The 24041-nt window shown below is 64.9% G+C and carries 17 protein-coding genes; 5 read left to right on the forward strand and 12 right to left on the reverse strand.

Annotated features, from left to right (window positions below):
* The 8 genes from mltG to J1M86_RS16580 all read right to left on the reverse strand — a co-directional run bounded on the left by mltG (position 1) and on the right by J1M86_RS16580 (position 14432).
* Entirely contained in the window at positions 1–1305 is a 1305-nt protein-coding gene (gene mltG, locus J1M86_RS16545) for an endolytic transglycosylase MltG (RefSeq protein WP_307786664.1), read from the reverse strand.
* Positions 1302–1916: a Holliday junction resolvase RuvX gene (gene ruvX / locus J1M86_RS16550; protein ID WP_206510683.1), complete on the reverse strand. Its 615-nt coding sequence runs from the start codon at positions 1914–1916 to the stop codon at positions 1302–1304. Before ruvX ends, mltG begins: the two co-directional genes overlap by 4 nt.
* Complete coding sequence (alaS, locus tag J1M86_RS16555; protein WP_206510684.1) at positions 1900–4569, reverse strand: alanine--tRNA ligase; 2670 nt, start codon at positions 4567–4569, stop codon at positions 1900–1902. Before alaS ends, ruvX begins: the two co-directional genes overlap by 17 nt.
* Before the next feature lie 104 nt (positions 4570–4673).
* Complete coding sequence (locus J1M86_RS16560; RefSeq protein WP_206510685.1) at positions 4674–6065, reverse strand: replication-associated recombination protein A; 1392 nt, start codon at positions 6063–6065, stop codon at positions 4674–4676.
* An 8-nt stretch (positions 6066–6073) separates the two neighbouring features.
* Complete coding sequence (locus J1M86_RS16565; RefSeq protein ID WP_075838652.1) at positions 6074–7231, reverse strand: kinase; 1158 nt, start codon at positions 7229–7231, stop codon at positions 6074–6076.
* An 86-nt stretch (positions 7232–7317) separates the two neighbouring features.
* Positions 7318–8217, reverse strand: coding sequence for a transglutaminase family protein (locus tag J1M86_RS16570; protein WP_206510686.1), 900 nt, complete (start codon positions 8215–8217; stop codon positions 7318–7320).
* Positions 8214–10910, reverse strand: coding sequence for a circularly permuted type 2 ATP-grasp protein (locus J1M86_RS16575; protein ID WP_206510687.1), 2697 nt, complete (start codon positions 10908–10910; stop codon positions 8214–8216). The genes J1M86_RS16570 and J1M86_RS16575 overlap by 4 nt, the downstream gene beginning before the upstream one ends.
* A gap of 120 nt (positions 10911–11030) precedes the next feature.
* Complete coding sequence (locus J1M86_RS16580; protein ID WP_206510688.1) at positions 11031–14432, reverse strand: DUF2126 domain-containing protein; 3402 nt, start codon at positions 14430–14432, stop codon at positions 11031–11033.
* Between the two features lie 205 nt (positions 14433–14637).
* Between J1M86_RS16580 and J1M86_RS16585 the strand changes: the two genes are divergently transcribed.
* The 3 genes from J1M86_RS16585 (at position 14638) to J1M86_RS16595 (ending at position 17467) form a co-directional block, all read left to right on the forward strand.
* Complete coding sequence (locus J1M86_RS16585; protein WP_230556378.1) at positions 14638–15237, forward strand: RDD family protein; 600 nt, start codon at positions 14638–14640, stop codon at positions 15235–15237.
* A 175-nt stretch (positions 15238–15412) separates the two neighbouring features.
* Positions 15413–16369 (forward strand): hypothetical protein, encoded by a 957-nt coding sequence (locus tag J1M86_RS16590; RefSeq protein WP_206510689.1) that lies wholly within the window; start codon positions 15413–15415, stop codon positions 16367–16369.
* Positions 16370–16537: 168 nt separating this feature from the next.
* Positions 16538–17467 (forward strand): hypothetical protein, encoded by a 930-nt coding sequence (locus tag J1M86_RS16595; protein WP_206510690.1) that lies wholly within the window; start codon positions 16538–16540, stop codon positions 17465–17467.
* A gap of 99 nt (positions 17468–17566) precedes the next feature.
* Here J1M86_RS16595 and aspS read toward each other — a convergent pair whose 3' ends face one another.
* Complete coding sequence (gene aspS, locus J1M86_RS16600) at positions 17567–19405, reverse strand: aspartate--tRNA ligase (protein ID WP_206510691.1); 1839 nt, start codon at positions 19403–19405, stop codon at positions 17567–17569.
* Positions 19406–19575: 170 nt separating this feature from the next.
* Here aspS and J1M86_RS16605 point away from each other — a divergent pair, with 170 nt between their 5' ends.
* A complete protein-coding gene (locus J1M86_RS16605) occupies positions 19576–20505 on the forward strand; it encodes a neutral zinc metallopeptidase (protein WP_206510692.1) in 930 nt (309 codons plus the stop codon).
* 10 nt (positions 20506–20515) lie between these two features.
* Here J1M86_RS16605 and J1M86_RS16610 read toward each other — a convergent pair whose 3' ends face one another.
* Positions 20516–21565: an Rv2578c family radical SAM protein gene (locus J1M86_RS16610; RefSeq protein WP_206510693.1), complete on the reverse strand. Its 1050-nt coding sequence runs from the start codon at positions 21563–21565 to the stop codon at positions 20516–20518.
* A gap of 112 nt (positions 21566–21677) precedes the next feature.
* Here J1M86_RS16610 and J1M86_RS16615 point away from each other — a divergent pair, with 112 nt between their 5' ends.
* Positions 21678–22145 (forward strand): DUF3237 family protein, encoded by a 468-nt coding sequence (locus J1M86_RS16615; protein ID WP_075838648.1) that lies wholly within the window; start codon positions 21678–21680, stop codon positions 22143–22145.
* Between the two features lie 4 nt (positions 22146–22149).
* On the opposite strand, the gene J1M86_RS16620 is transcribed toward J1M86_RS16615, so the two are convergent.
* Positions 22150–22779, reverse strand: coding sequence for a hypothetical protein (locus J1M86_RS16620; protein ID WP_206510694.1), 630 nt, complete (start codon positions 22777–22779; stop codon positions 22150–22152).
* Positions 22769–24040, reverse strand: coding sequence for a histidine--tRNA ligase (hisS, locus tag J1M86_RS16625; protein WP_206510695.1), 1272 nt, complete (start codon positions 24038–24040; stop codon positions 22769–22771). The genes J1M86_RS16620 and hisS overlap by 11 nt, the downstream gene beginning before the upstream one ends.
* Position 24041: the final 1 nt, after the last annotated feature.

Consider the following 24041-nt stretch of genomic DNA (forward strand, 5'->3'; position numbering starts at 1 on the left):
TCAGCGACCGCTCGCGAGGAATCCGTCCTCGACCAAACCGATGTTGGCCAGGTGCTCGGAATACTCGCGGGTGAACAGAGTCTCGCCGGCGTTGTTGATCGTCACGAAGTAGAGCCAGTCACCGTCGGCTGGTGCCTCGACGGCCTCGACAGCAGCCACACTGGGAGAGGCGATCGGTGTCGCGGGCAGACCCTCCATGGCGTAGGTGTTCCACGGTGTCACGGTGGCGCGGTCCAGATCCGTGGTGGCAACCTCGGTGGTGTCGAGGGCGTAGTTGACCGTCGAGTCGAACTCGAGTTGCTGCGGCTCGGCCAATCGGTTGAGGATCACGCGCGCCACCTTGCTGAAATCGGCCGGTAGTGCCTCTCGTTCCACCAGGGACGCCGCGATCAACGTGTCGTACGGATCGAGCCCCGAATTGGCGCCGGCGGTCAGAATGCCGGTGTTCTCGTAGGTCTGCGCGCTCTCCGAAACCAACTGGGCGAGTATCTCCCCTGCTGTAGCCGTCGGATCGATGTTCCAGCTGCCTGCCGCGATGAGCCCCTCGAGCTGCCGGTCGCGATCGGGAACGCCCTGAACCCTGGCCATGGCCCATTCCGGTACACCGAGAGCGGCGGGGTCGTCGTTCGCGCCGGCGGCATTGAAGTCCTCGTACGAGATGCAGGTGGGGGTGCCACCGCCGGTTCGGTCGATGCAGCTCGCTTCGGACAGCAAGGTGTAGATGCCCCTCTTCACGGCATCGGTGTTGACATCGCGGGAATCGTGCAGCTGACGCCCTTCCGCGATGATGACGCTGCCGACCCGAGCGGACGGATCGACCAATGCGCTCACCGCCTCGGACGCCGGAATGTTGGTGGGCACGAGGTAGTAGCCGGGCTGCACGGAAGACATCGCTGGATTCTGCACGGCGGCACCCATGAACGCGTCGGCGCTGGCCACGACACCCTTCGCCACGGCGTCGACTCCGATCTCCTGCGCGGTATCACCCGGGTCGACCCGGACGACCGCAGACTCACCGGCATTTCCGGCCGCGAAGTCCTCGGCCGGCGCAGGTCCGCCACTGAGGCGGTCGAACACGAAATAGCCGCCGCTTGCGACAGCCACGAGCAGGACCAACCCCAGCACCGCACCGATGAGTTGTCCACGCCTCTTGCGGCTTCGTGCCGCACGCCGTCGGATGTTCTGTGCACGCCGTGTGGGACGCGGCTCCCCCGCAACGACCGCACGATCGAACTCACTCCCCTGACCGACCGAATATCCGATCGGATCGGTGTGCGCGTCGTTCTCGTACCGTCTGTAGTTCACTCGCCGACCTCCGGGATGCGACCCTGTTGTTCCGTCTGGATGGGCTGTTCCGACGGGCTCGAACTCATCTCTGGTTGCGATACACGGTGGGAGGCTCGCTCGTCCAACCATCCCTGGAGGATGGCGACTGCTGCAGCTTGGTCGATGACCCCCCGTTGCGACTTCGCCCGGACACCGCTTTCGCGCAGCGCCCGCGTTGCGCTCACCGTAGTCAATCGCTCGTCGGCCATCCGAATCGGCACGCCGGGCACCTGCCTGGCCAGGGCGCGAGCCAAGCGCTCCGCCGCGTGCACCGCCGAACCGCTCTCACCGCGCAGGGTGCGCGGCAGGCCGATCACCACTTCGACGGCCTCGTACTCGGCAATGATGGCGGCGAGGCGCGCAACGTCGGGGGCATTCGGCCCCTTCACCTTCGAGCGTGCGACCGTTTCGACGGGCGTGGCGAGAATGCCGTTCGGATCGGACGATGCCACGCCGATCCGAACGCTCCCGACGTCGATGCCGATCCGCCTGCCGACACCGGGATCGTCGGCACCGGGCCGATCGGGTTCACGACGCTCGGGTGCACGACGCTCGGGTGCACCCCGCTCGGGTTCAGGACGCTGCGGCATCGGCGATACGCGCGCGAACAGCGTCCACGGCAGCGTCGATGCCCTGCGGGTTGGTTCCCGAACCCTGCGCCGAGTCGCCCTTGCCACCACCCCGTCCGCCGATGGCAGGCCCGAAACTCGACACCAGTTCGCCCGCGCGTACACCGGCGTCCTGTGCACCCCTGTTGGCGGACACCACGAACGGAACCTTCCCGTCGACCGATCCGAACAGCACGACGACTGCCGGATCGTTGCCCAAACGGCCACGGACGTCGGCAGCGAGCCCCCGCAGGTCATTTCCGCCGACCCCTTCCGGTGCCCGAGCGACGACCGCCTGGACCGCGCCCATCCGCTCGGCCTTCGACGCCAGGCCACCGGCAGAGGCCAGCACCGACGCAGCCTTGACGGCTTCGAGTTCCTTCTCCGCGACCCGCAGCTTTTCCACGAGGTTTTCGATTCGCGCGGGCACCTCATCGGTAGGGACCTTCAGCGACGAGGCGACGCCGGCGAGCAAGGCACGTTCCTTGGCCAGGTAGCGGTACGAGTCGAGTCCAACGAATGCCTCGACGCGTCGGACACCGGACCCGACGGACGACTCCCCGAGCAGCGTGACCGGACCGATCTGTGAAGAGTGCTCGACGTGCGTGCCGCCGCAGAGTTCCATCGAGAACGGCCCGCCGATCTCGACCACCCGCACCTCGTCCCCGTAGTTCTCACCGAAAAGCGCCATCGCGCCCATCGCCTTCGCGCTGTCGAGGTCCGTGATGGAGGTGTTGACGGCATAGTCGGCGCCGATCGCATCGTTCGCGACAGCTTCGATATCGACACGCTGAGCTTCGGTCAGGCCACCCTGCCACGAGAAATCGAAGCGCAGGTAACCCGGCTTGTTCAGTGAACCGGCCTGCGTGGCGTTCGGTCCGAGCACCTCGCGGAGCGCGGCATGGACCATGTGAGTGCCGGAGTGCCCCTGCGTCGCTCCCTTGCGCCACGCCGGATCGACATCGACGCGAACCACGTCACCCTCGGTGATCTGGCCGGCCTCGACGGTGACCTTGTGCGTCCAGACCTTCTTGGCGATCTTCTGCACGTCGTCGACCTTGACCTTCAGCCCCGGGGCGCTGATCGTACCGATGTCGGCGATCTGCCCACCGGACTCCGCGTAGAGGGGAGAGCGATCCAGGATCACCTCGATGGAATCGCCGGCGACGGCCGTCGGGACCCGCACGCCACCGGAAATCAGCGCGAGAACGGTGGCCTCCGAGGACAATTCGTCGAACCCGGTGAACTCGGTCGCACCGCGATCGACGAAATCGCGGTACACAGACAGATCGGTGTGCGCATGCTTGCGGGCACGCGCATCGTCCTTGGCGCGCTGACGCTGTTCGGCCATCAGCGCGCGGAACCCGTCCTCGTCCACCTTCAGACCGGCTTCGGATGCCATCTCGAGCGTGAGATCGATCGGGAAGCCGTAGGTATCGTGCAGCGCGAATGCCTCGGCGCCGCCGATCGTCGACTTCCCCGAGGACTTCACCGTCTCCGCCGCTGTGTCGAACAGCTTCGATCCGGAAGTGAGCGTCTTCAGGAACGCGGTTTCCTCACCGACCGAGACCGAAAGGATGCGGTCGAATCCGGTGACGAGTTCGGGGTAGGACTCGGCCATCGTGTCGCGAACGACGGTGATCAGCTCGGCCATGGTCTGATCCGGTGCACCGAGCAGGCGCGCGGAGCGGACGATTCGACGCAGCAATCGTCGCAGCACATAGCCGCGGCCGTCGTTGCCGGGGTTCACGCCGTCCGAGATCAGCAGCGCCGCTGTGCGTGCGTGATCTGCGATGACTCGGAAGCGGATATCGTCCGCATGATCGACGCCGTACGGCCGACCGCTGAGCTCCTCCGCCTTGGCGATGACCGGGCGCACCAGATCGGTTTCGTAGACGTTGTCGACGCCCTGCAGCAGGAAGGCGACACGCTCGACGCCCATGCCGGTGTCGATGTTCTGCTTGGGCAACGGTCCGAGGATCTCGAAATCGTCCTTGCCGAACCCCTGGCCGCGCTCGTTCTGCATGAACACGAGATTCCAGATCTCGATGTACCGGTCCTCGTCGGCCACCGGGCCACCGTCGCGCCCGTACTCGGGCCCGCGGTCGTAATAGATCTCCGAGCATGGACCACACGGGCCGGGGATGCCCATGGACCAGTAGTTGTCGGCCATTCCGCGGCGTTGAATTCGCTCGTCGGGTATCTCCGCGATCTCTTTCCACAATGCGATGGCGTCGTCGTCGTCGAGATACACCGTGACCCAGATGCGCTCCGGATCGAATCCGTAACCGCCGTCGGCGACACTTCCGGTCAGCAGCGACCATGCATACGCGATCGCCTCGCGCTTGAAGTAGTCGCCGAAGGAGAAGTTTCCTGCCATCTGAAAGAAGGTGTTGTGTCGTGTGGTGATTCCCACATTCTCGATGTCGAGCGTGCGGACACATTTCTGAACGCTCGTCGCGGTGGCGTACGGCGGCGTCTGCTGACCCAGGAAGTACGGCACGAACTGCACCATGCCTGCGTTGACGAACAGCAGGTTGGGGTCATCGAGCACCAACGAGGCACTGGGCACTTCGGTGTGACCGGCCTTGACGAAGTGGTCGAGGAAACGCCTGCGGATGTCATGGGTTTGCACACCTACAGGTTAACGTCCCGCACGAGCGACCTGTGCAGTCCCCGCGGAGCAGCGGCTCAGTGACTGGGCAACGAAGCGACTCAGCGACTCAGCGACTCAGCGACTCAGCGACCGCGCACGATACGACGCAACTTGCCCACCCGAGTTCCGATCTCTCGTTCGACACCGTGATCGGTCGGCTCGTAATAGTTCACGCCCACCAACTCGTCCGGCGGATACTGCTGTCGCAGGACGCCGCCGGGGTCGCTGTGCGGGTACTTGTAGCCCACCGCGTTTCCGAGCGCCTCGGCTCCCTTGTAATGCCCGTCGCGCAGGTGGGCTGGGACCGAACCCGACTTGCCGGCCGCTACGTCGGCCATGGCCGCGCCGAGCGCAGCGATCACCGCGCCGGACTTGGGGGCCGTGGCCAGGTGGATTGTTGCCTGGGCCAATGCCAGGCGCGCTTCCGGCATACCGATCATCTGCACCGCAGTCGCGGCCGCTGTCGCCGTCTGCAGCGCTGTCGGGTCGGCCATGCCGACATCCTCGCTGGCGTGCACGACGAGGCGCCGCGCAATGAATCGTGGATCCTCCCCCGCGGTGATCATGCGCGCCAGGTAGTGCAGGGCTGCGTCGACGTCCGATCCGCGGATGGACTTGATGAAGGCACTGATGACGTCGTAGTGCTGGTCACCGTCACGGTCGTAACGGACCGCTGCTTTGTCCACGCTGGCCTCGACGGTTGCCAGATCCAGCGTCGGGCCGGTCGCGGCTCCCGCTGCCGCTTCCAGCGCCGTCAGTGCGCGGCGAGCGTCCCCGGCCGCCAAGCGCACGAGGTGCGCCATGGCGTCGTCGTCGATGCTCACGGCACCGTCGAGTCCACGCGGATCCTGCGCCGCCCTGGTGAGCAGCAATTCGATGTCGGCCGAGCTCAGCGGCTGCAACTGCAGCACGAGAGATCTCGACAACAACGGCGACACCACCGAGAACGAAGGATTTTCCGTCGTCGCCGCGACCAGCAGAACGATACGGTTCTCGACTGCTGCCAGCAGCGCGTCCTGCTGAGTCTTGGAGAAGCGGTGCACCTCGTCGATGAAGAGAACGGTCTGTTCGCCCGCGGTGAGCCTTCGACGCGCCAGATCGATGACGCCGCGGACTTCCTTCACACCAGCCGACAATGCCGAGAGCGCTTCGAACTTGCGTCCGGTGGCGCCGGAGATGAGTGATGCGAGTGTGGTCTTTCCTGTCCCAGGGGGCCCGTACAGCATGACCGAGGACGCGCCCGACCCGTCGACCAGCCGGCGCAACGGCGCTCCGGGAGCGAGCAGATGCGCCTGACCGACAACTTCCTCCAGCGTGCGGGGGCGCATTCGCACAGCTAGTGGCGCCTGTGGCCGCACGGAGGCTCGGGGTGGCTCGGCCCAATCGTCCCGCTCGCCCGCGGCAGACGATGGTTGCCCAGGCTCGTCGAAGAGGCCATGTTCGTCCGAGTCATCATCGCCGAACCCTGTCCCCATAGTGTCGGTCAGCGGTCCCACTTCGCTTCGAGGGCAGCAACGACGCGGCGAGCGAAGTCGGCGACGTCGCTGTCACCGGTCGTGACGGCCTGGTCGACGAGCGCAGACCACCGCGACAGCAGGGCATCCGACCGGGGAACCGACAGGTGGTGCGCCCGCGCTGCAGCGATCCGCGTGTGATCGTTCGGCAAGAACCAGTACGTGGTGAGCCAGACCCAGATGAGTTGGGCGTCGAGGATCTTCGAGGCGAGAACGGCGTCGTCGGCCAGGTGCGGCCAGATACCGACCACCTCGGAGCGCCACGCGTCGATCATTGCCTGCGCCAGCTCGGCAGAGAGATCGAAGTGGCACAGGCATCCGGGGAACGACGCCAGCGCGTACGTGATGTCGAGTGTTGCGTCGCGGAAGCCGCCCCACTCGTAGTCCAGGAAGCGAACTCCCTCCTCGTTGACGATGATGTTGTCCGGGCACAGGTCGGAGGGGCTGAACGCGCGCGATGTCCCATGCGCGAAGAGTCGGCCACTGCGTTCGACACGGTCGAAGAAGGCACTGGGTGTCTCGGCAATGCCCAGTTCGTCGGCGAGCATGCGCGGCACCGCCACGAGCGCATCGGGAATCTGCGCGGTAATGCCGTCGGCGGTGTTCGGAAGCCCGACCCGGCGCAGCAATGCGGCGAAGTCGTCCTCCCTGCCCACCGTCGCAGCGTGCATCCGTCCCAGCGCCTGAGCCATCGCCATCAGGGAGTTGGTCACCGAAGCGGCATCGGAGTGCTTGAGCAGGGCAGTGATGGGGCTTGCATCGCCGAGGTCGCTGAGTACGAGCAACCGGGCGCTCAAGTCGTAGGCCAAGAGCTCTGGTCCTGGTCTGGAGTCGGTGGCGAGCGCATTCGCGAACTGGTACGACGCGGCTTCACGCAGAAACGCCGATTGGCCGCCGCCGTCGGCCGCCGAACTCTCGACGGGGTTGTCACGAACCTGTTTGACCACCAGCGTGCGTGGGAGTTGGAAAGGATTCGCGGACACGCGCACACGAACGACGGTTGCCTGGCCACTGCCCCCCAGGTCGACCGGGTCGACGAGGGTGACGGATGCGCCGGTGCGCCTGGTGAGCAGCCGCTGAGCGGCGGCTACTACCTCTGAGACAGGATCTGCCAATATTGCGGTCATCGGGTACCAAGGTACCCGGTCCGTACGACGAACTGGGCTGTGTCGCCCCACCTTTTCGGTCCGACCTGGCAACTATTCGATACCGGCTATGTCACGACGGGAGCAACGTCGACCGACACCGAGATAGTGCTCTCGTCGGCCTCGGTGTAGATCACACCGCGCAGCGGGGGTACGTCAGCGTAGTCGCGTCCCCACGCGAGAGTGGTGTACCGCTCGTCGACGAGTTGGTCGTTGGTGGGGTCGAATGCGAGCCACTTGTCGTCGGGCGTCCAGACGGCCGCCCAGGCATGCGTGGCGTCGACCCCGATCATTCTCTCCTTACCGGGCGGAGGCTCGGTGGCGAGGTATCCCGACACGTAGCGAGCCGCCAATCCCTTCGAACGCAAACAGGCGATCGCCAGCCGCGCGAAATCCTGACAGACCCCCGAGCGTGCCGACAGGACGTCCGCGACCTTCGTCGAGACGGTCGTCGAACCCGATCGATACGTGAAGTCCACGAAGATGCGATGCGTCAGATCGACGACGACGTCACGCAACGCGCGTCCGGGGGCGAAGCTCGCCTCGGCGTAATCGCGAACCGCGTCGGTGATCTCGGGTGAGTCGAGATCGAGGACGAATTCGACCGCGGCGGCACGTGCCCCCTCTGCTGTGTAGGTTCCCGGCTCCTGTGGCCGCGCACTGCGCCACTCGCCGACGGTGCCGAGCGCGCGCGAGGTGTCGTCGGGCGGATCCACTTCGACGAGCGAATCAGCAGTGACCACGAGTTTTTCGTGGTCTGTGTTCACATGGAAATACACGTCCTCGTTGCCGTACACATCGACCCCGAACGACTGATCCGTCGGAGACGGCTCCACCTCGACGGACTTGACGATGCAGCGCTGCCCGTCCATGTCACGGGGAGTCAGAAAACCCCTGCCGTAGGACGAGGTCACTCGATCCGAATAGGTGTAGGTGGTGATGTGCCGAATCCGATAATTCCTGCTCATACGCCTTCGCCGTTCTGTGCTGCGACGGTCCGGTCTGCCCGCCGGTTCCGGACCGTTCCCCAGAGTGGTTGCGTCCCGCCCGGCAGCACCATGTGCGTCGCCAGCACCACGTTCGAGAGCTCGAGCAACTGACGGTGAATCCCATCGACGAGTTCGACCAGCTCGACGCGCCGCCCCGAGGCGTCCACCGACTCGAGATCCCCCGGATCGACCCGTCGAAGTCGCACGGCGATCTGCTCGACCAGCTGCTCTCCTCGCGAGGTTCCCGACGCGTCCGGTAGCGACCCGAGATCGTGTTTGATTCGGTCGAGTTGATAGACGAGCGAGCGTGGATTCCCCTCGTCGAACAGCAGAAGCTGCGCGACCGCGGCAGGTCTGGCGCGTCCGCGATTGCGACGACGGTAGACGACCGACGATTCCGCCGCGGACAGAATCGAGTCGATGACGGCCTGTTCCGTCGACGGCGTGAGAGCGTGCTCCAGGGTGGCGGAAAGCAGCGCCGTCAGCTGCAGACCACGCTCGATCCGCTTGCCGCAGTCCATCAGGTACCAACCGGGGTCGCGGACCATCGACTCCGACGCCAACCCGCTCAGCGCCGACAGCCCGCGCAGCACATCGGCCTGAGAGGCTGCCAACTGCGCACCGTTGTCGGGGCTCGCGTTCTCCAACTCGCCCAGCGCGAGCTCGATATGGCTCAGGATCGCCCATGTGTCGATGGACAGTTGATCTCGAACACCGCGTGCAGCCTGCTGCAGGCGATCAACGGATTGAGCCAGCGAGCCGAGCCGACCGACGGACAGCGTCAAGGAGCGGAACTCCGCAATCGCGTTCCCTCGAACGTTCTCGTTGTAGAACCCTGGTCCGGTACCGGAAACCTTGGTCACCGCCTCGAGCAGTACTGGGAGGCTGTCGCTACCGTCGAGCCACGGCATCGATCGGTAATCCTGGTGCCTCTCCCGAGCTGCGATCAGCAGCCGCGTCATATCCTCGGCTCGCTCGCTGTAGCGACCGAGCCAGAACAGATCACCGAGCACACGCGGCGAGCTCACGACATCGACGTTGGCGGCGGCTGCGTAATGCGGAAGTTCCTCCGCCGTCGCGGGTGGGGTGTGCGGGGCGGAGTCCGCCGGTGTCACCCGATGAGCCGAGCGGACCCACACGTCCTTCGATGCCACCGTGATCAGCGGTTCGGCGACCGGTTCAGTGACAAGCACCTGTCCCAGACCGCCGGCCATCGGTGTGTATCCGACGCTTTGCGCGACGCTGAAGAGTCGCAAACCAACCTCGGCCACGCCGATGTCTCTGCCCCCGGATCCCGATCCCGATGGGGATGTGGAGAACTCCGGGGTCTCCTGGCCGACCCACTTCCACGGTTCGGCTGCCAAGCGGCGCCGAAATCGGTCTGCGGCGGCGTCGTCGAGGTCGGGTCCGACGACCACCTCGTGGTCGGACACGGACCGGAAGACCAGCGACCGCATGCGTGCAGTGAGGTGGGAAAGACCATTCTGCGCGCCTCCCCACGTCGAGGGTGTCGATTCCAGCAGCAAGTCCTCATCGAGCAGAGCGCGGCTCAGCGCAGGCAGCAACGTCGGTAGCGCAGGGTTCTCGAGAACGCCGCTGCCCAGAGTGTTCACCACGCTGACCGCGCCTCGACGGAGCACTTCCACCAGGCCGACGACGCCCAACCGCGAGTCCGGCCGCAGGTCCAGCGGGTCCGTGTAGTCGGCGTCGACGCGGCGCAGCACGACGTCGACCCGCCTCAATGTCCCCAACGACCGCATCCACAGGCAACCGTCGCGTACCACCAGGTCGGCATTCTCGACGAGCGGAAAACCGAGCACGGTTGCCAGATATGCCTGGTCGAATGCAGTCTCGGAGTGCGATCCCGGAGACAGAACCACCACCACGGGGTCTTCTGCCGCGGCAGGTGCGGCATCGATCAGAGCGAGCCGCACAGCGCGGGCGAACGTCGACAGCGGCCGCGGATTGGTGTCCTGGAACAACTCGGGTGTCGCCCGGGACATCACGCGTCGATCAGCGAGCGCATATCCGATCCCCGACGGGGCCTGTGTCCGGTCCGCTGCGACACGGAAGCTTCCATCCGAACTGCGCCCGACATCGGCGGCATGCAAGAAAAGCTGGTGGGGCCCAGGGATGGTGATCCCGTGCGCGGCCCGCAGGTAACCAGGGTCACCGAACACCAACTGCGGGGGGATGAGGCCGCGCCGCACGGTATCCATCGGGCCGTAGAGGTCGGTCAGCACAGCGTCGAGCAACCGGGATCGTTGCACGAGTCCGGCCTCGATCAGCTTCCAGTCGTCGGCGGACAGAACCAGCGGAAGCCCGTCCAAGCCCCACCGGACCGGCGCGACGACACCGTCGGAGCCGTCCGCGGGAACCGGGTTGTAGGTGATGCCGTGGTCGTCGACAATCCGGCGTACGCGGGACTGCAGGACGCGCTCGCCCTCGGGTCCGGCAGCGTCGAGCGTGCCGACGAGTTCGGTCCACTGCGGACGCAGCGCACCGTCCGAATCCAGCAGTTCGTCATAGCGCGGTCGTCCGCCGACGAACCCGCCGAGTCGGTTGCGATAGTCGGCGATCACCTGCGCGGACGCGCTGGGCAACGGACCGGAAGCCGTGTGGGAGCTGGGGTCCGTGCGGGCGCCGGAGTCGACCGCATCCACGGGAACCATCGAGTCGTCATTCCTTCCGTCGGGCGACCGACGTGCCGATTCAGGGCCACCGACGAGTGGATCCCAGAAGTAGCCCGATGGTCGTCACCGGTGTTTCGACTCGTTGTTCGACCTTTGTCGCTACCTGGAATGGACGCCCGTACGACGGAGATCCAGCATTCCCGGGGCCGCGACATCGATCGACTGTCGAGCATGCATCTCGAGCAATCTTGCTATGTCCACCTTGCCTGCGGTGAACCCGCCCTCCTCGAACCGTCCGTTCCGACGCGCCTCGGCCTCCACGGAATTGACCGGAGGTCCCTCGTAGGACCTACCACCCGGGTGGACCACGTGGTAGGTGCAGCCACCGAGCGCCCGGCCGGTCTGCTTCTCCACGAGGTCGAATCGCAGCGGAGACTGAACCTCGATGGTGGGGTGCAAGGCGCTCGGCGGCTGCCAGGCCCGGTACCGCACACCGGCCACCTGAACGTCCTGGCGCTCGGTGCGCAACATCGGCACCGGAACTCCGTTGCACGTCACCAGATAGCGGCCCTCGTCCGCACCGGCGATCCGCACCTGAACACGCTCGACCGAGGAGTCGACATAGCGGGCCGTCCCCGATGACGTCGACTCCTCCCCCAACGTGTTCCATGGCTCGATGGCACCGCGAAGTTCGAGTTCGGCGTCACCGATGACCGTGGTGCCGATCCGCGGGAAGCGAAACTCCGTGAAGGGGTCGAGCCAGCTGGTGTCGAATTCGATGCCGTGTTCGCGCAGATCCTCCGCCACGCGACCGATGTCTGCAATGACGAAGTGCGGCAGCATGTACCGGCCGTGCAGGTTGGCACCGTGCCGAATCAGCGGCGCCTTCAACGGGGTGTCCCAGAACCGCGACACCATCGAGCGAACGAGCAGCGACTGAACCATCGCCATCTGATGGTGCGGGGGCATCTCGAAACCGCGGAGTTCGAGCAGTCCGAGCCGTCCGCGCGTGCTGTCCGGGCTGTAGAGCTTGTCGATGCAGAACTCGGCTCGATGTGTGTTGCCGGTGATGTCGGTCAGCAGATGCCGCAGCGCACGGTCCACCACCCACGGAGATGCCGCGCGGTCGGGACCGGTGAGCCTGTCGATCTCGCTGAACGCGACCTCGAGTTCGTACAGTGCCTCCTCGCGGCCTTCGTCGGCACGGGGCGCCTGAGACGTGGTGCCGATGAATCGCCCCGAGAACAGGTACGACAGCGACGGATGACGCTGCCAATGGGTGAGCAGCGACACCAACAGGTCCGGCCGTCGTAGGACCGGCGAATCCGACGGCGTGATGCCACCGAGGGTGATGTGATTGCCACCGCCTGTACCGCGCGTGGTGCCGTCGTTGTCGAAACCTTCGGTGCTCAGCCGCGACAGACGCGCCTCGTGGTAGAGGGTTTCCATCAAGTCGTTCTGTTCGGCCCACGACGACGACGGCTGGACATTGACCTCGATGACACCCGGATCCGGTGTCACCGTCAGTGTTTGGATGCGCGGATCGGACGGCGGACCGTATCCCTCGATCACCACCGGCGTGTCGATGGCGGACGCCGCGTTCTCCACCCGCTCGACCAGTTCGGCGAAGTCGTCGAGACGGTCCATCGGAGGCATGAACACATACAGAATTCCGTCGCGAACTTCCGCGACGAGAGCGGTCACCGCATCGCCGCCGACGCTGGACCGTCCAGCAGCGTTGGATTCGACCAAACGCGCGTAGCGGGCCTGCGCAGGATCGACCGGTCGCGGCGGCCGCTGGGTGAGCTGATGCACCGGCAACGGTTGTTTCGCCTCGGTGGGATCCGACGGATTCTCCGGTGGGCCGCCGACCCAGGAGATCGCACTGAGCGGGAGCCTCAGACCTGCCGGAGAATCGCCCTCCAGCAGCACGATTCGGCCGCGGCGAAGCGTCCAGTCTGCGCTGAGCCAGCCCGTGCCGTCGGCTTTTCGGCTGATCGGGAGAACGAAGGCGGCAGGCTGATCGGTCGACGAATCAAGGCGAGCGAGCAGCGCCGCCCTGGACTCGGCGGAGTCGGTACCCGGCTCGAGATCGCCGTCGTCGACGGGCGGGGCGCCGTAGGGCTGTCGAACCAGTTCGAGCAACCGAACCAATGGGTCTTCGTATGCGGGCCGGGCTTGTTCGGCCGGCAGCCCGAGGGCCTCGACCAGGCTTCGAACCAGCTCGCCCGACGCCGCGTTCTCGACCGGGTCAGGGCGCTTGTCCTCCGGCAACCAGGGATCGGCGATCAGATCTGAATCGCGCCATAGCGATTCACCATCTGTTCGCCAGAACAGTCCGACCTGCCACCGTGGCAACGGTTCACCCGGATACCACTTGCCCTGGCTTCGCTGAACCAACCCGTCCGGCGCGTAGATGGTGCGCAACCTCTCGGCAAGTGCGCTGGCGAGGAGGCGCTTGTGCGGGCCATCTGCGGTCGTGTTCCATTCCGCGGCTTCCTGGTTCTCGATCGCCACGAACGTCGGCTCGCCGCCGACTGTGAGTCTGATGTCCTGCGCGGCCATCTTCTGGTCCAGGAGGGTTGCAGCCTCGACCACGCTCGCCCATTGTTCACGGGTGTACGGCAGCGTGGTGCGTGGGTCCTCGTGCACGCGCACAACGGTGTTGGCGAAGTCCAGCTCGGCCTTGCATTTGCCTGTGGCGCCGGAGATCGCAGCGGCCGTGGAGGGGTGCGGGGTAGCAGACAAGGGAATGTGTCCCTCGCCTGCGAACAGGCCGGACGTGGGATCCATGCCGACCCATCCCGCTCCGGGTAGGTACACCTCGGTCCAGGCGTGCAGATCTGTGAAGTCTTCAGCGGGCCCGGACGGACCGTCGAGAGATTTGATGTCCGATGCGAGTTGGACGAGGTAGCCGGAGACGAACCGCGCCGCGAGACCCATCTGCCGGAGGATGGACACCAGCAGCCACGCGGAATCGCGACAAGAACCGACCGCTGTGGTCAACGTGTGATCGGGCGATTGGACGCCCGGCTCCATCCGTACCGAGTATCCGACGTCACCGAGTACCGCTTGATTTGCCATCACCAGAAAGTCGATGGTGCGCAGCTTGTCACCGCGTTCGCGAACAGCAGCCTCCAGCTTTTCGACCCACGCCGTGACCACAGGTCCCGGGCCGGAGCCGGCTTCGCCTTCGTCGACGGGCCGCAGATAGGGTTCGAGGTCCGGCAGGTCCTCCGCTTCGTACTCGAATCCGTAGTGTTCCGCCCAGTCCTCGACGAAGAAATCGAGTGGATTGATCACAGCCATGTCCGCCACCAACCCGACGGTGATGGACATGTGGTCGGTGCGCTCCGGAAACACGACTCGGGCGAGGAAGTTTCCGAACACGTCCTGCTGCCAGTTGACGAAGTGTTCGGCTGGCTCGATCTTCAGCGAGTAAGCCTCGATCGGGGTGCGCGAGTGAGGAGCTGGGCGCAGCCGGATCTCGTGTGGATAGATCTGCACCGTGCGATCGAATGAATAGCTGGTGCGGTGTTCGAGTGCCACCTTGATGCCCACGGCGAGCCCCTATCGTGTCCCGGTATGGGTAAGAACCACCAACCTTAGAGGTCCCTGCTCGTGACCGCTCGGCGAGTAGAGTCGGGAAAAACACTCGCCGAGCCGTCATGAGGCCTTGACACACTCGGCCCGGTGATGTTCGCTCGGCGACGAAATCTACAGACGTCCACCAGCAAGCCCAACAAAGTCAGTCAAGGGGATTTTCGTGAGTGTGAACCCACCCAACGGACCGCAATACGGCGCCGACCCGAACGAGCCGCAATATCCGCAGAATCCCGCCGGCAACTACCCACCGCCCGGAAACTACCCGCCCCCGGGCAACTACCCGCCGCCACCCGTCTCGGGCAACGCCGGGTACGGGATGGGATCACAGCTACCCGGCGGCGTGCAGCCGGGTAGCTTGGGCATGCGCTTCCTGGCTCGCCTGATCGACGGCGTCATCATCGCAATCGTCTCGGCCATCATCTGGGCGATCGCCCCGGACGGGTTCGTCGGCCAGGTCATTTTCGGGCTGGCGACGGCTGTGCTCGGGTTCGCGTACTTCGTGTACTTCGAATCCTCGCGCGGACAGACGTTCGGCAAGCAGATTCTCGGTCTTCGTACCCTCGGCGCCGCAGGCGGCAACCCGACACAGGCCGAGGCCGCCAAGCGCAACGCGTTCATGCTGCTCAACATCGTGCCGCTACTCGGTGGTCTGCTCGTGATCGTCGCGTACATCGTTATCGCCGTCACGATCAATTCCAGCCCGACCAAGCAGGGAAAGCACGACGAGATCGCTGGTGGAACACAGGTCGTCACGACCTAGCCAAAGCGAGCACCACGCTCGACAAAGCGGACAGAGGACGGACCGTCGACACCGTCGACGGTCCGTTTTCGCGTTCTCACCCGAGAATTCACCATCGATAGACGTGCCCGACGCGCTCCATGCGTGCACAATCCTCTCAAGTGCACGAGGCGCACCACCGACGAGAAGAGGCATCGTGAGCGTGAACCCACCGGACGGTCCGCAAGATGGTCCCGATCCGAACCAGCCCCAGAATCCCCAGTACCCACAAAATCCTCAGTACCCACAGAACCCTCAGTACCCACAGAATCCGCCCGGCAACTACCCACCGCCGAGTGGCACCAACCCTCCGCCTCCCGGCAACTACCCACCACCGGGTGGCAACTACCCACCGCCTCCCGGCAACTACCCACCACCGGGTGGCAACTACACACCGCCTCCCGGCAACTATCCTCCGCCTCCCGGCAACTACCCACCACAGCCCGGAAACTACGGCGGCGGTTACGGGGCAGGCCTACCGCCGACCCTGAATGTCGGTGACGCCATCTCGTACGGATGGAACACCTTCAAGAACAACGCGGGCGTATGGGTCGGCATCGTTCTCATCGCCGGCGTCATCCAGATCGTGCTCAGTTTCGTGTTCGGTGGATTCGACACTTCCTCGGACTTCTCCGACTCATTCAGTGCCTGGAGGATCCTCGGCTCGTTGGTCACCGCGGTGGTCGGCTACCTGATCAATGCCGCTCTGATCAGAGGCGCTCTCCACGAAATCGACGGAAACAAGCCGGCGATCGGCTCGTTCTTTCAGTTCGGAAACGTCGCTTCGATCATCATCGCCAGCATCCTTGTCGGCATCATGGTCGGAATCGGTTTCGTGCTCTTGATCATCCCGGGAATCGTGCTCGCATTCCTGACGTGGTGGACGCTTCAGTTCGTTATCGACCGAAACGAGGATGCGATCACTGCGATCAAGTCCAGCTTCAAGGCGATTTCCGCCAATGCCGGCCCGCTGTTCCTGCTGGCGCTCGCCCTTTTCGGCATCAACGTACTCGGCCTCATCGCCTGCTTGGTAGGGCTTCTCGTGACCATTCCGGTCACGATTATCGCCTCCACCTATGCCTACCGGATCACCACGCGCAACGCGCCTGTCTGACGCGCGCGTCACACGACATCGGCCCCGAATCCAAGTATCGGATTCGGGGCCGATGCGCGTGCAGACTCTGAAACGGTACTTTCCGGTATCGAATTGTCACCCGGACGTCGTATGGTTTCGGGGCGATCTGCGTCCATCGACGCACGATCCACTTCGAATGAAAGGGACATGGTGAACGACCAACCGACCGGGGGCGGCGGCCACGATCCACAATACGATCGACCCGAGAACCAACCGTACGAGCCCGGCCCGTATTCGGGCCAGTACCCGCCGAATCAGTACCCGCACAACCAATTCCCGCCCAACCAGTACCCACCGAATCAGTACCCGCCGGGGCAGTACCCCCCGATGGGCAATCAGTGGGGCCACAGCCCGCAGCCGACGTACATTCAGCCCGCGACTCTCCGGGTAGGGGAAGCGATCTCGTACGGCTGGAAGAAATTCGTAGCGAACATCGGCACCTGGCTTGCCTTCATGGGACTGTTCGCGGCGATCCTGCTCGTCTTCTACGTGGCACTGTTCGTCGTGACGTTCAACAACCTGACAGCCTCGGGGGCCTACGACGACCCGTCCTACGACGCCACATTCGTCGAGAACGGTCTCTCTGCCGGAATGATCGTCGGCACTTCGGTGGCAGGCATCATCGGATACTTCGCCTCCGCGCTCCTCGTTCGAGGATCCTTGCTCGAACTGGACGGTGCGACACCCTCCTTCGGGTCGTTCTGGCGCCTGCCGAACGTGGGGAATCTGACGGTGTTCGCAGTCGTCGCCTCGGTCCTCAACGCCGTTCTGAACGGCGCCCTACATCCCATCATCGGGATCTTCGTGAGCTTCATTTTCGGCATCGCCATCTGGTTCGTGCTTCAGTTCCTGCTCGACCGGGGCACGTCAGCGATAGGTGCGGTCGCTGCGAACCTACGTTTGCTCGCCTCGAGTCCCGGGCCGCTGGCGTTGCTCTTCATGACCCTCGTGGCCCTCAACCTCGGCGGGGCGCTGTTGTGCGGACTGGGTCTGATTCTCACGGTGCCGGTCACGATGATCGCCACGACCTACGCGTATCGAGTACTGACCGGCGGGACCGTCTCGACTGCCCCCTGAGTCGCTCTCGCGCACGAGATCACGGCCGCGCACAACAAGGTGAGGCCCCTCGAGCATGTCGATGCTCGAGGGGCCTCACGGTCACGGGGTCGGCGGCTGTTAGGCCGGTTCGGCGTCTGGCTTCTCCGGCTTCGCGTCCGTCTCCGGCTTCGCGTCCGTCTCTGGCTTCGCGTCCGTCTTCTCCGGCTTCGCGTCGATGCCGGATTCCTTGCGCTGCAATGGCGTGATCGGCGCCGGAGCGTCTGTCAATGGGTCGACACCGCCACCGGACTTCGGGAACGCGATGACCTCGCGGATGGAATCGACACCGGCGAGAAGAGCGGTGATTCGATCCCATCCGAAAGCGATCCCACCATGCGGGGGTGCGCCGTAACTGAAAGCGTCGAGCAGGAAGCCGAACTTCTCCTGAGCCTCTGCTTCGTCGATCCCCATTACCGCGAACACTCGTTGCTGAATGTCCTTGCGGTGGATGCGGATACTGCCCCCGCCGATCTCGTTGCCGTTGCAGACGATGTCGTAGGCGTAGGCGAGTGCCGATCCGGGATCGGTGTCGAATGTTTCCATCGACTCCGGCTTCGGTGATGTGAACGCGTGATGTACAGCCGTCCACGCACCCGATCCGACTGCAACGTCGCCGCTGGCGGTCGCGTCGGACGTCGGCTCGAACAGCGGGGCGTCGACGACCCACACGAAAGCCCACGCCTTCGGATCGATCAGGTCGAGCTTGCGGGCGATCTCGCCACGCACGGCACCGAGCAGGGCGCGAGAGGTCTTGACTGCACCAGCCGAGAAGAAGATCGCGTCACCCGGCTTCGCGCCGACGTGCGCTGCGATCCCGTCACGCTCGGCGTCGGTGAGGTTCTTCGCAACCGGACCACCCAGCGTGCCGTCCTCGGCGACGAGAACATACGCGAGTCCCTTGTGGCCGCGCTGCTTGGCGAACTCCTGCCACTTGTCGAGTTGCTTGCGCGGCTGCGAGGCCCCACCCGGCATCACCACAGCACCGACGTAGGGCGCTTGGAACACCCGGAAAGTCGTGTCGGCGAAGAAGTCGGTGCATTCGACCAGTTCGATCTCGAAACGTAGGTCCGGCTTGTCCGACCCGTAACGCCGCATCGAATCCGCGTATGTGATCCGCGGTATGGACGTGGTGAACTCGTGCCCGACGAGCTTCCACAGCGCGGCCAGAATCTCCTCGGCGAGCAGCATGACATCGTCCTGCGTGACGAAGCTCATCTCCACGTCCAGCTGAGTGAACTCGGGCTGGCGGTCGGCGCGGAAATCCTCGTCGCGGTAGCACCGAGCAATTTGGTAGTACCGCTCGATACCGCCGACCATCAGCAGCTGCTTGAACAGCTGCGGGCTCTGCGGCAGTGCGTAGAAGCTGCCGGGCTGCAATCTGGCCGGCACGAGGAAGTCGCGAGCCCCCTCGGGCGTCGAACGTGTCAGCGTCGGCGTTTCCACCTCGATGAATTCGTGGTGCGCGAGGACACCGCGGGCGGCCGCGTTGACATGCGAGCGCAGTCGGATGGCATGGCCGGGTCCTTCTCGCCGCAGGTCGAGGTAGCGGTACTTGAGCCGAGCTTCCTCTCCCGGTTGGTCATCTAGCTGGAACGGCAGCGGAGCGCTCTCCGAAAGCACTTCGATGTCGGAGGCGTCGACCTCGACGGCGCCCGTCGGGATCTCGTAGTTCTGATTGCCGTCGGGGCGCTGCTCGACGGTGCCGGTCACCTTCACCACGTACTCGGCGCGGAGCCGGTGCGCCTTCTCCGCGACATCGCCGGCGCGGAATACGACCTGGGCGACCCCTGAAGCGTCGCGGAGATCGATGAAGATGACACCGCCGTGATCGCGTCGGCGCGCAACCCAACCCGTCAGGGTGACTGTTCGGTCGACGTGCTCGGATCGAAGTGATCCGGCGAGGTGGGTGCGCAGCACGGGTTTCCTTTCGCGAAAAGCCGAAAATAGGTGTTCGTCGGTCACCGATCCTACGGAGCGCGACATCGGTACCGGAAACGCGATACCACCAGCCGTGCGAAGCTGGTGCCCGACAGCGGTATTTCAGGTCGTACCCGCGTTGCGGGGCACCGTCGAGAGGGACTCGATCGATGACGTTCAGCAGAGGCTCACGCATGGAACGCGGGCGGGTGTCCGTAGGTGGCAGCGGTGGAGGCCGGGGCGGGAAGGTCGCACTGGGCGGCATCGGCGGTGTCGTCGTCTTGGTCGTCGCACTACTGCTCGGCGGCGACCCCGGCGAACTTCTGAGCCAGCTGGGCGGTGTCGACGGTTCCTCGCAGGGCGGGTCCGGTGAGGCGGGCACCCTCGAAGGATGCGAGACCGAGGAGGATGCGAACTCGAAGGTCGACTGTCGAATCGGATTCACCGTGTCGAGTCTGGACACCGTCTGGCAGTCGCAACTGGCGGCGCAGACGGGAGTCGCCTACGTGCGTCCGGCCGTGAACATCTTCACCGACTCGACCTTCACCGGTTGCGGCAGCGCTACCAGCGCCGTCGGCCCCTTCTACTGCCCGGCCGACGCGACTGCGTATTTCGACACCAGCTTCTTCCGAGTTCTCGTCGATCAGTTCGGCTCCAGCGGCGGACCGCTCGCCCAGGAATACGTGGTGGCTCACGAAGTCGGGCATCACATCCAGAACCAACTCGGCGACATCGGACGCGCACAATCCGATCCACAGGGACCCGAGTCCGGGGGCGTTCGTGTCGAACTGCAGGCCGACTGCTACGCCGGGATATGGGCGCATTTCGCGACGCAGATCCCCGCGGAAGAGACCGGTGTTCCGTTCCTCGACCCGCTCTCCGACGCCGATGTCGACGACGCCCTCTCTGCTGCCGCGTCGGTGGGCGACGATCGGATTCAGCAGTCGACCACCGGGCAGGTCAACCCTGAGGGTTGGACCCACGGATCGTCGGCGCAGCGGCAATCATGGTTTCTCACCGGCTATCGAACGGGCTCGGTGTCGGCGTGCGACACTTTCGCCGCAGTCGATCTGAACAATCCCGCGGCGCTCACCCGCTGACCGAGGCGATCTAGAACAGCGTCAACGCGGGAGTGCGATTCGTCGGTGCCGCAAACGAGTCCGCCGGCACATCGGACGGGGAGGCCAGGATATCTTCGACCGGCCCCGCCTGCTCGGCGGCGAATCCATGCCGTTCCAGCAGCGGGTCGATACGCCGGCGAAGCCATGCTGTGTACTCCGGCGTCACATACGCGCCATCGCCGTACAACTGCCGATAACGGCGAACCAGGGCTGGATGGTTCGTCGCCAACCACGACATGAACCAGTCCTTGGTCGAGGAGCGTAGATGCATCGGGAGCGTCGTCACCGAGGACGCACCCGCCTCGGCCAGCGCCTCGAACAGGCCGTCGAGTTGCCGCGCGCCGTCGGTGACGAACGGGATTACCGGCGCCACCATTACCCCACACGGTAGGCCTGCGTCACGGATCGCTCGGATGAGATCGAGCCGCGCACGCGGGCTGGGGGTTCCGGGTTCCAGCTGTCGCTGCAGTTCGGGATCAGCCATCGCGAGGCTGACACTTATCCGGACATCGACCTCACCGGCGGCCAGCGTCAGCAAAGGCAGGTCGCGTCGGAGCAGAGTGCCCTTCGTCAAGATCGAGAACGGTGTGCCGGATTCCGTGAGTGCCCTGATGATTCCGGGCATCAGCCGGTAGCGACCCTCGGCACGCTGATAAGGGTCGGTGCTGGTACCCAGAGCCACCATCTCGCGCTTCCAGGAACGTCGCGCCAACTCCTTACGCAGCACCGCAGCGATGTTGGTCTTCACAACGATCTGCGAGTCGAAGTCGTTGCCCGAGTCGAGATCCAAATACTCGTGAGTGGGGCGGGCGAAGCAGTATCGGCAGGCATGCGAGCATCCCCTGGACGGATTGATCGTCCAGGTGAACGGTAGCGAGTTGTCCCCCTGCACCTTGTTGAGTGCACTCTTGCACAGCACCTCGTGGAACGTGATTCCCTCGAACTCGGGTGTCTGTACGCTGCGAACGAGCCCGGCACGCCCGAGACCGGGCAACGCGCCCTCGTCTGCGGCGTCGAGTGTCTGACCGGCCCATCGCATGCACATAGTCGAACATGTGTTCTAGGGCGTGTCAAGGTCGACTCGGGAGCCGGAGGACGCCGTACCATCGGATCCACCCACCGACCTCACACCAACAAGGAGCGTTCTGCACGTGACTGCACCCATCGCGCCCACCCTCGAGCCGATACTCCGGCTCGGACTCAGCTTGGGCGTCCCGATCGATCTCGGAGCGGTACCGGCGGGCGAACGCGTCGTGACACCCATCCTGGGCGGGGCAGCACCCGGTCCGGATATCGAGGGCACCTTGGCGGGTTCGTCGTCGATCGTTGCGACGACGCGGGCCGACGGATGCACCGAACTGAGCACCGAACTCGTCCTCGAACTGGCTGACGGCGGTTATCTTTCGCTCGCACATCGCGTATTTCAGTTCGGCCCGGCCGAGGTCATCGAGTCCCTGGGCGGCACCGAGGAAGTGGATCCAGCGACCTACTACTTCCGCGGCACGCTCGACATCTCGACCGCCGTACCGCAGTTCACCTACCTCAACCGCGCATTGGTCGTCACGTCCGGATCACGCTCGGTCGATTCCATCGTTCTCGACGCCTTCCTCGTGACCTGAGCGTTCAGCTCGTCAACTCGACGACTTCCCGGTCGGTCAAGGTAGCGATGGGCGTTCGGCCGGCGTCACGAACCAGTTCGACCGCTCGATGCAGCGGACGTTCGCTCAGACCCGCGTCTCTGGCTTCCGCTTTGAGTTGATCGACCAGCACCGAGGCGATCGCGGCAGCAGGGACGAGTTCTGTGGTCCACAGCGCGTCTGCGAGTGAGCGGAGCGCAAGAATCGGCAATTCCCGTCCTCCCCCGCCGGTGTAGAGCGCCAGCGCAATAGTGGCGCGGGTCTTGCCGTCGTAGAGCCGCAGCGACACCTGATCGATCCGGGCAACCCGAACCTGAAGCTCGGCGGTCACCACGTCGGGAACTACCAATCGCTTCGTGCGAAACCCGCCACGAATGTGAACAACGTTGTCCGCGAGCCAGATGCGGCGCCTGATGCCCACCCACGCCGAGCCCGCGGTAGGCACTGCGACCACGAGCCCGAGAACCACTGCCACGACGACCGGGAGAAAGAAGCTCGCAATCACAGCGAGGAGAACCCCCACCACAATCGAGCCGACCGCGAACTTCTTCAGGCGCGGCGCGACGACATCGACGGGAATCAGATCCAGTGCGACGGACGTTCCCTCACTTGGCAATGCCGGCCTCCACCTGTGCAAGCACCTCGGTGAGCGGTACTTCGCGCTGCTCCCCCGTGGCAAGTTCCTTCAATACCACTGTGCCCGCCGCCAACTCCTGGTCGCCGAGCACCAGGGCGTATCGAGCGCCCGAGCGGTCCGCCGCCTTCATCGCACCCTTGACTCCGCGGTTGCCGTAAGCCATATCCACGCTGATTCCCTTGCCCCGCAACTGACCTGCAATAGTGACGATTCGCGCTTTCGCTTCGGCGCCGAGCGGTACACCGAATACGTCACAGCGTGCCGTCGAAGCAGCCGACTTGCCCTCTGCGGCGAGTGCGAGCATCGTGCGATCGACGCCGAGGCCGAATCCGATACCCGAAAGCTCCTGCCCTCCCAGTTGCGCCATGAGCCCGTCGTAGCGACCCCCGCCGCCGATACCGGACTGTGCACCGAGGCCGTCGTGGACGAACTCGAAGGTCGTCTTGGTGTAGTAGTCGAGCCCGCGCACCATGCGCGGATTGACGACATACGGCACGCCGAGTGCATCGAGGTGACAAAGGACTTCCTCGAAGTGGGCCTTGGCCGTGTCCGAGAGGTGGTCGAGCATGAGCGGTGCATCCGCGGTCATCTCACGTACCTCGGGTCGCTTGTCGTCGAGTACGCGGAGCGGGTTGATCTCGGCACGCTTTCGGGTGTCCGCATCCAGCGGCAAACCGAAAAGGAAGCTCTGAAGCTTCTCGCGGTACTGCGGTCGGCACGTGTCATCACCGAGCGACGTGATCTCGAGACGGAAATCGCTCAGTCCGAGGCTCCGAAAGCCGGTGTCGGCAACGGCTACCACTTCTGCGTCGAGCGCGGGATCATCGATGCCGATGGCCTCGATGCCTACTTGTTGCAGCTGTCGATATCGTCCGGCCTGAGGACGCTCGTAGCGAAAGAACGGGCCGGCGTAGGCAAGTTTCACCGGCAGCGCCCCGCGATCGAGCCCATGTTCGATGACTGCACGCATGACGCCGGCGGTGCCCTCGGGACGCAACGTCACCGAGCGATCGCCCCGATCTGCGAACGTGTACATCTCCTTGCTCACGACGTCGGTCGATTCCCCGACGCCACGGGCGAACAGCCCGGTGTCCTCGAAGATCGGTAGTTCGATGTGGCCGTATCCGGCGTTGCGGGCGGCGCCGAGCAAGCCCTCGCGCACGGCGACGAACTCCGCAGAGTTCGGCGGAAAGTAGTCGGGGATGCCCTTGGGCGCAGAAAAACTGGTCGGCTTGCTCACG

This window comes from Rhodococcus sp. KRD197, assembly GCF_017168235.1.
In the GTDB taxonomy this organism is placed as follows: Bacteria; Actinomycetota; Actinomycetes; order Mycobacteriales; family Mycobacteriaceae; genus Rhodococcoides.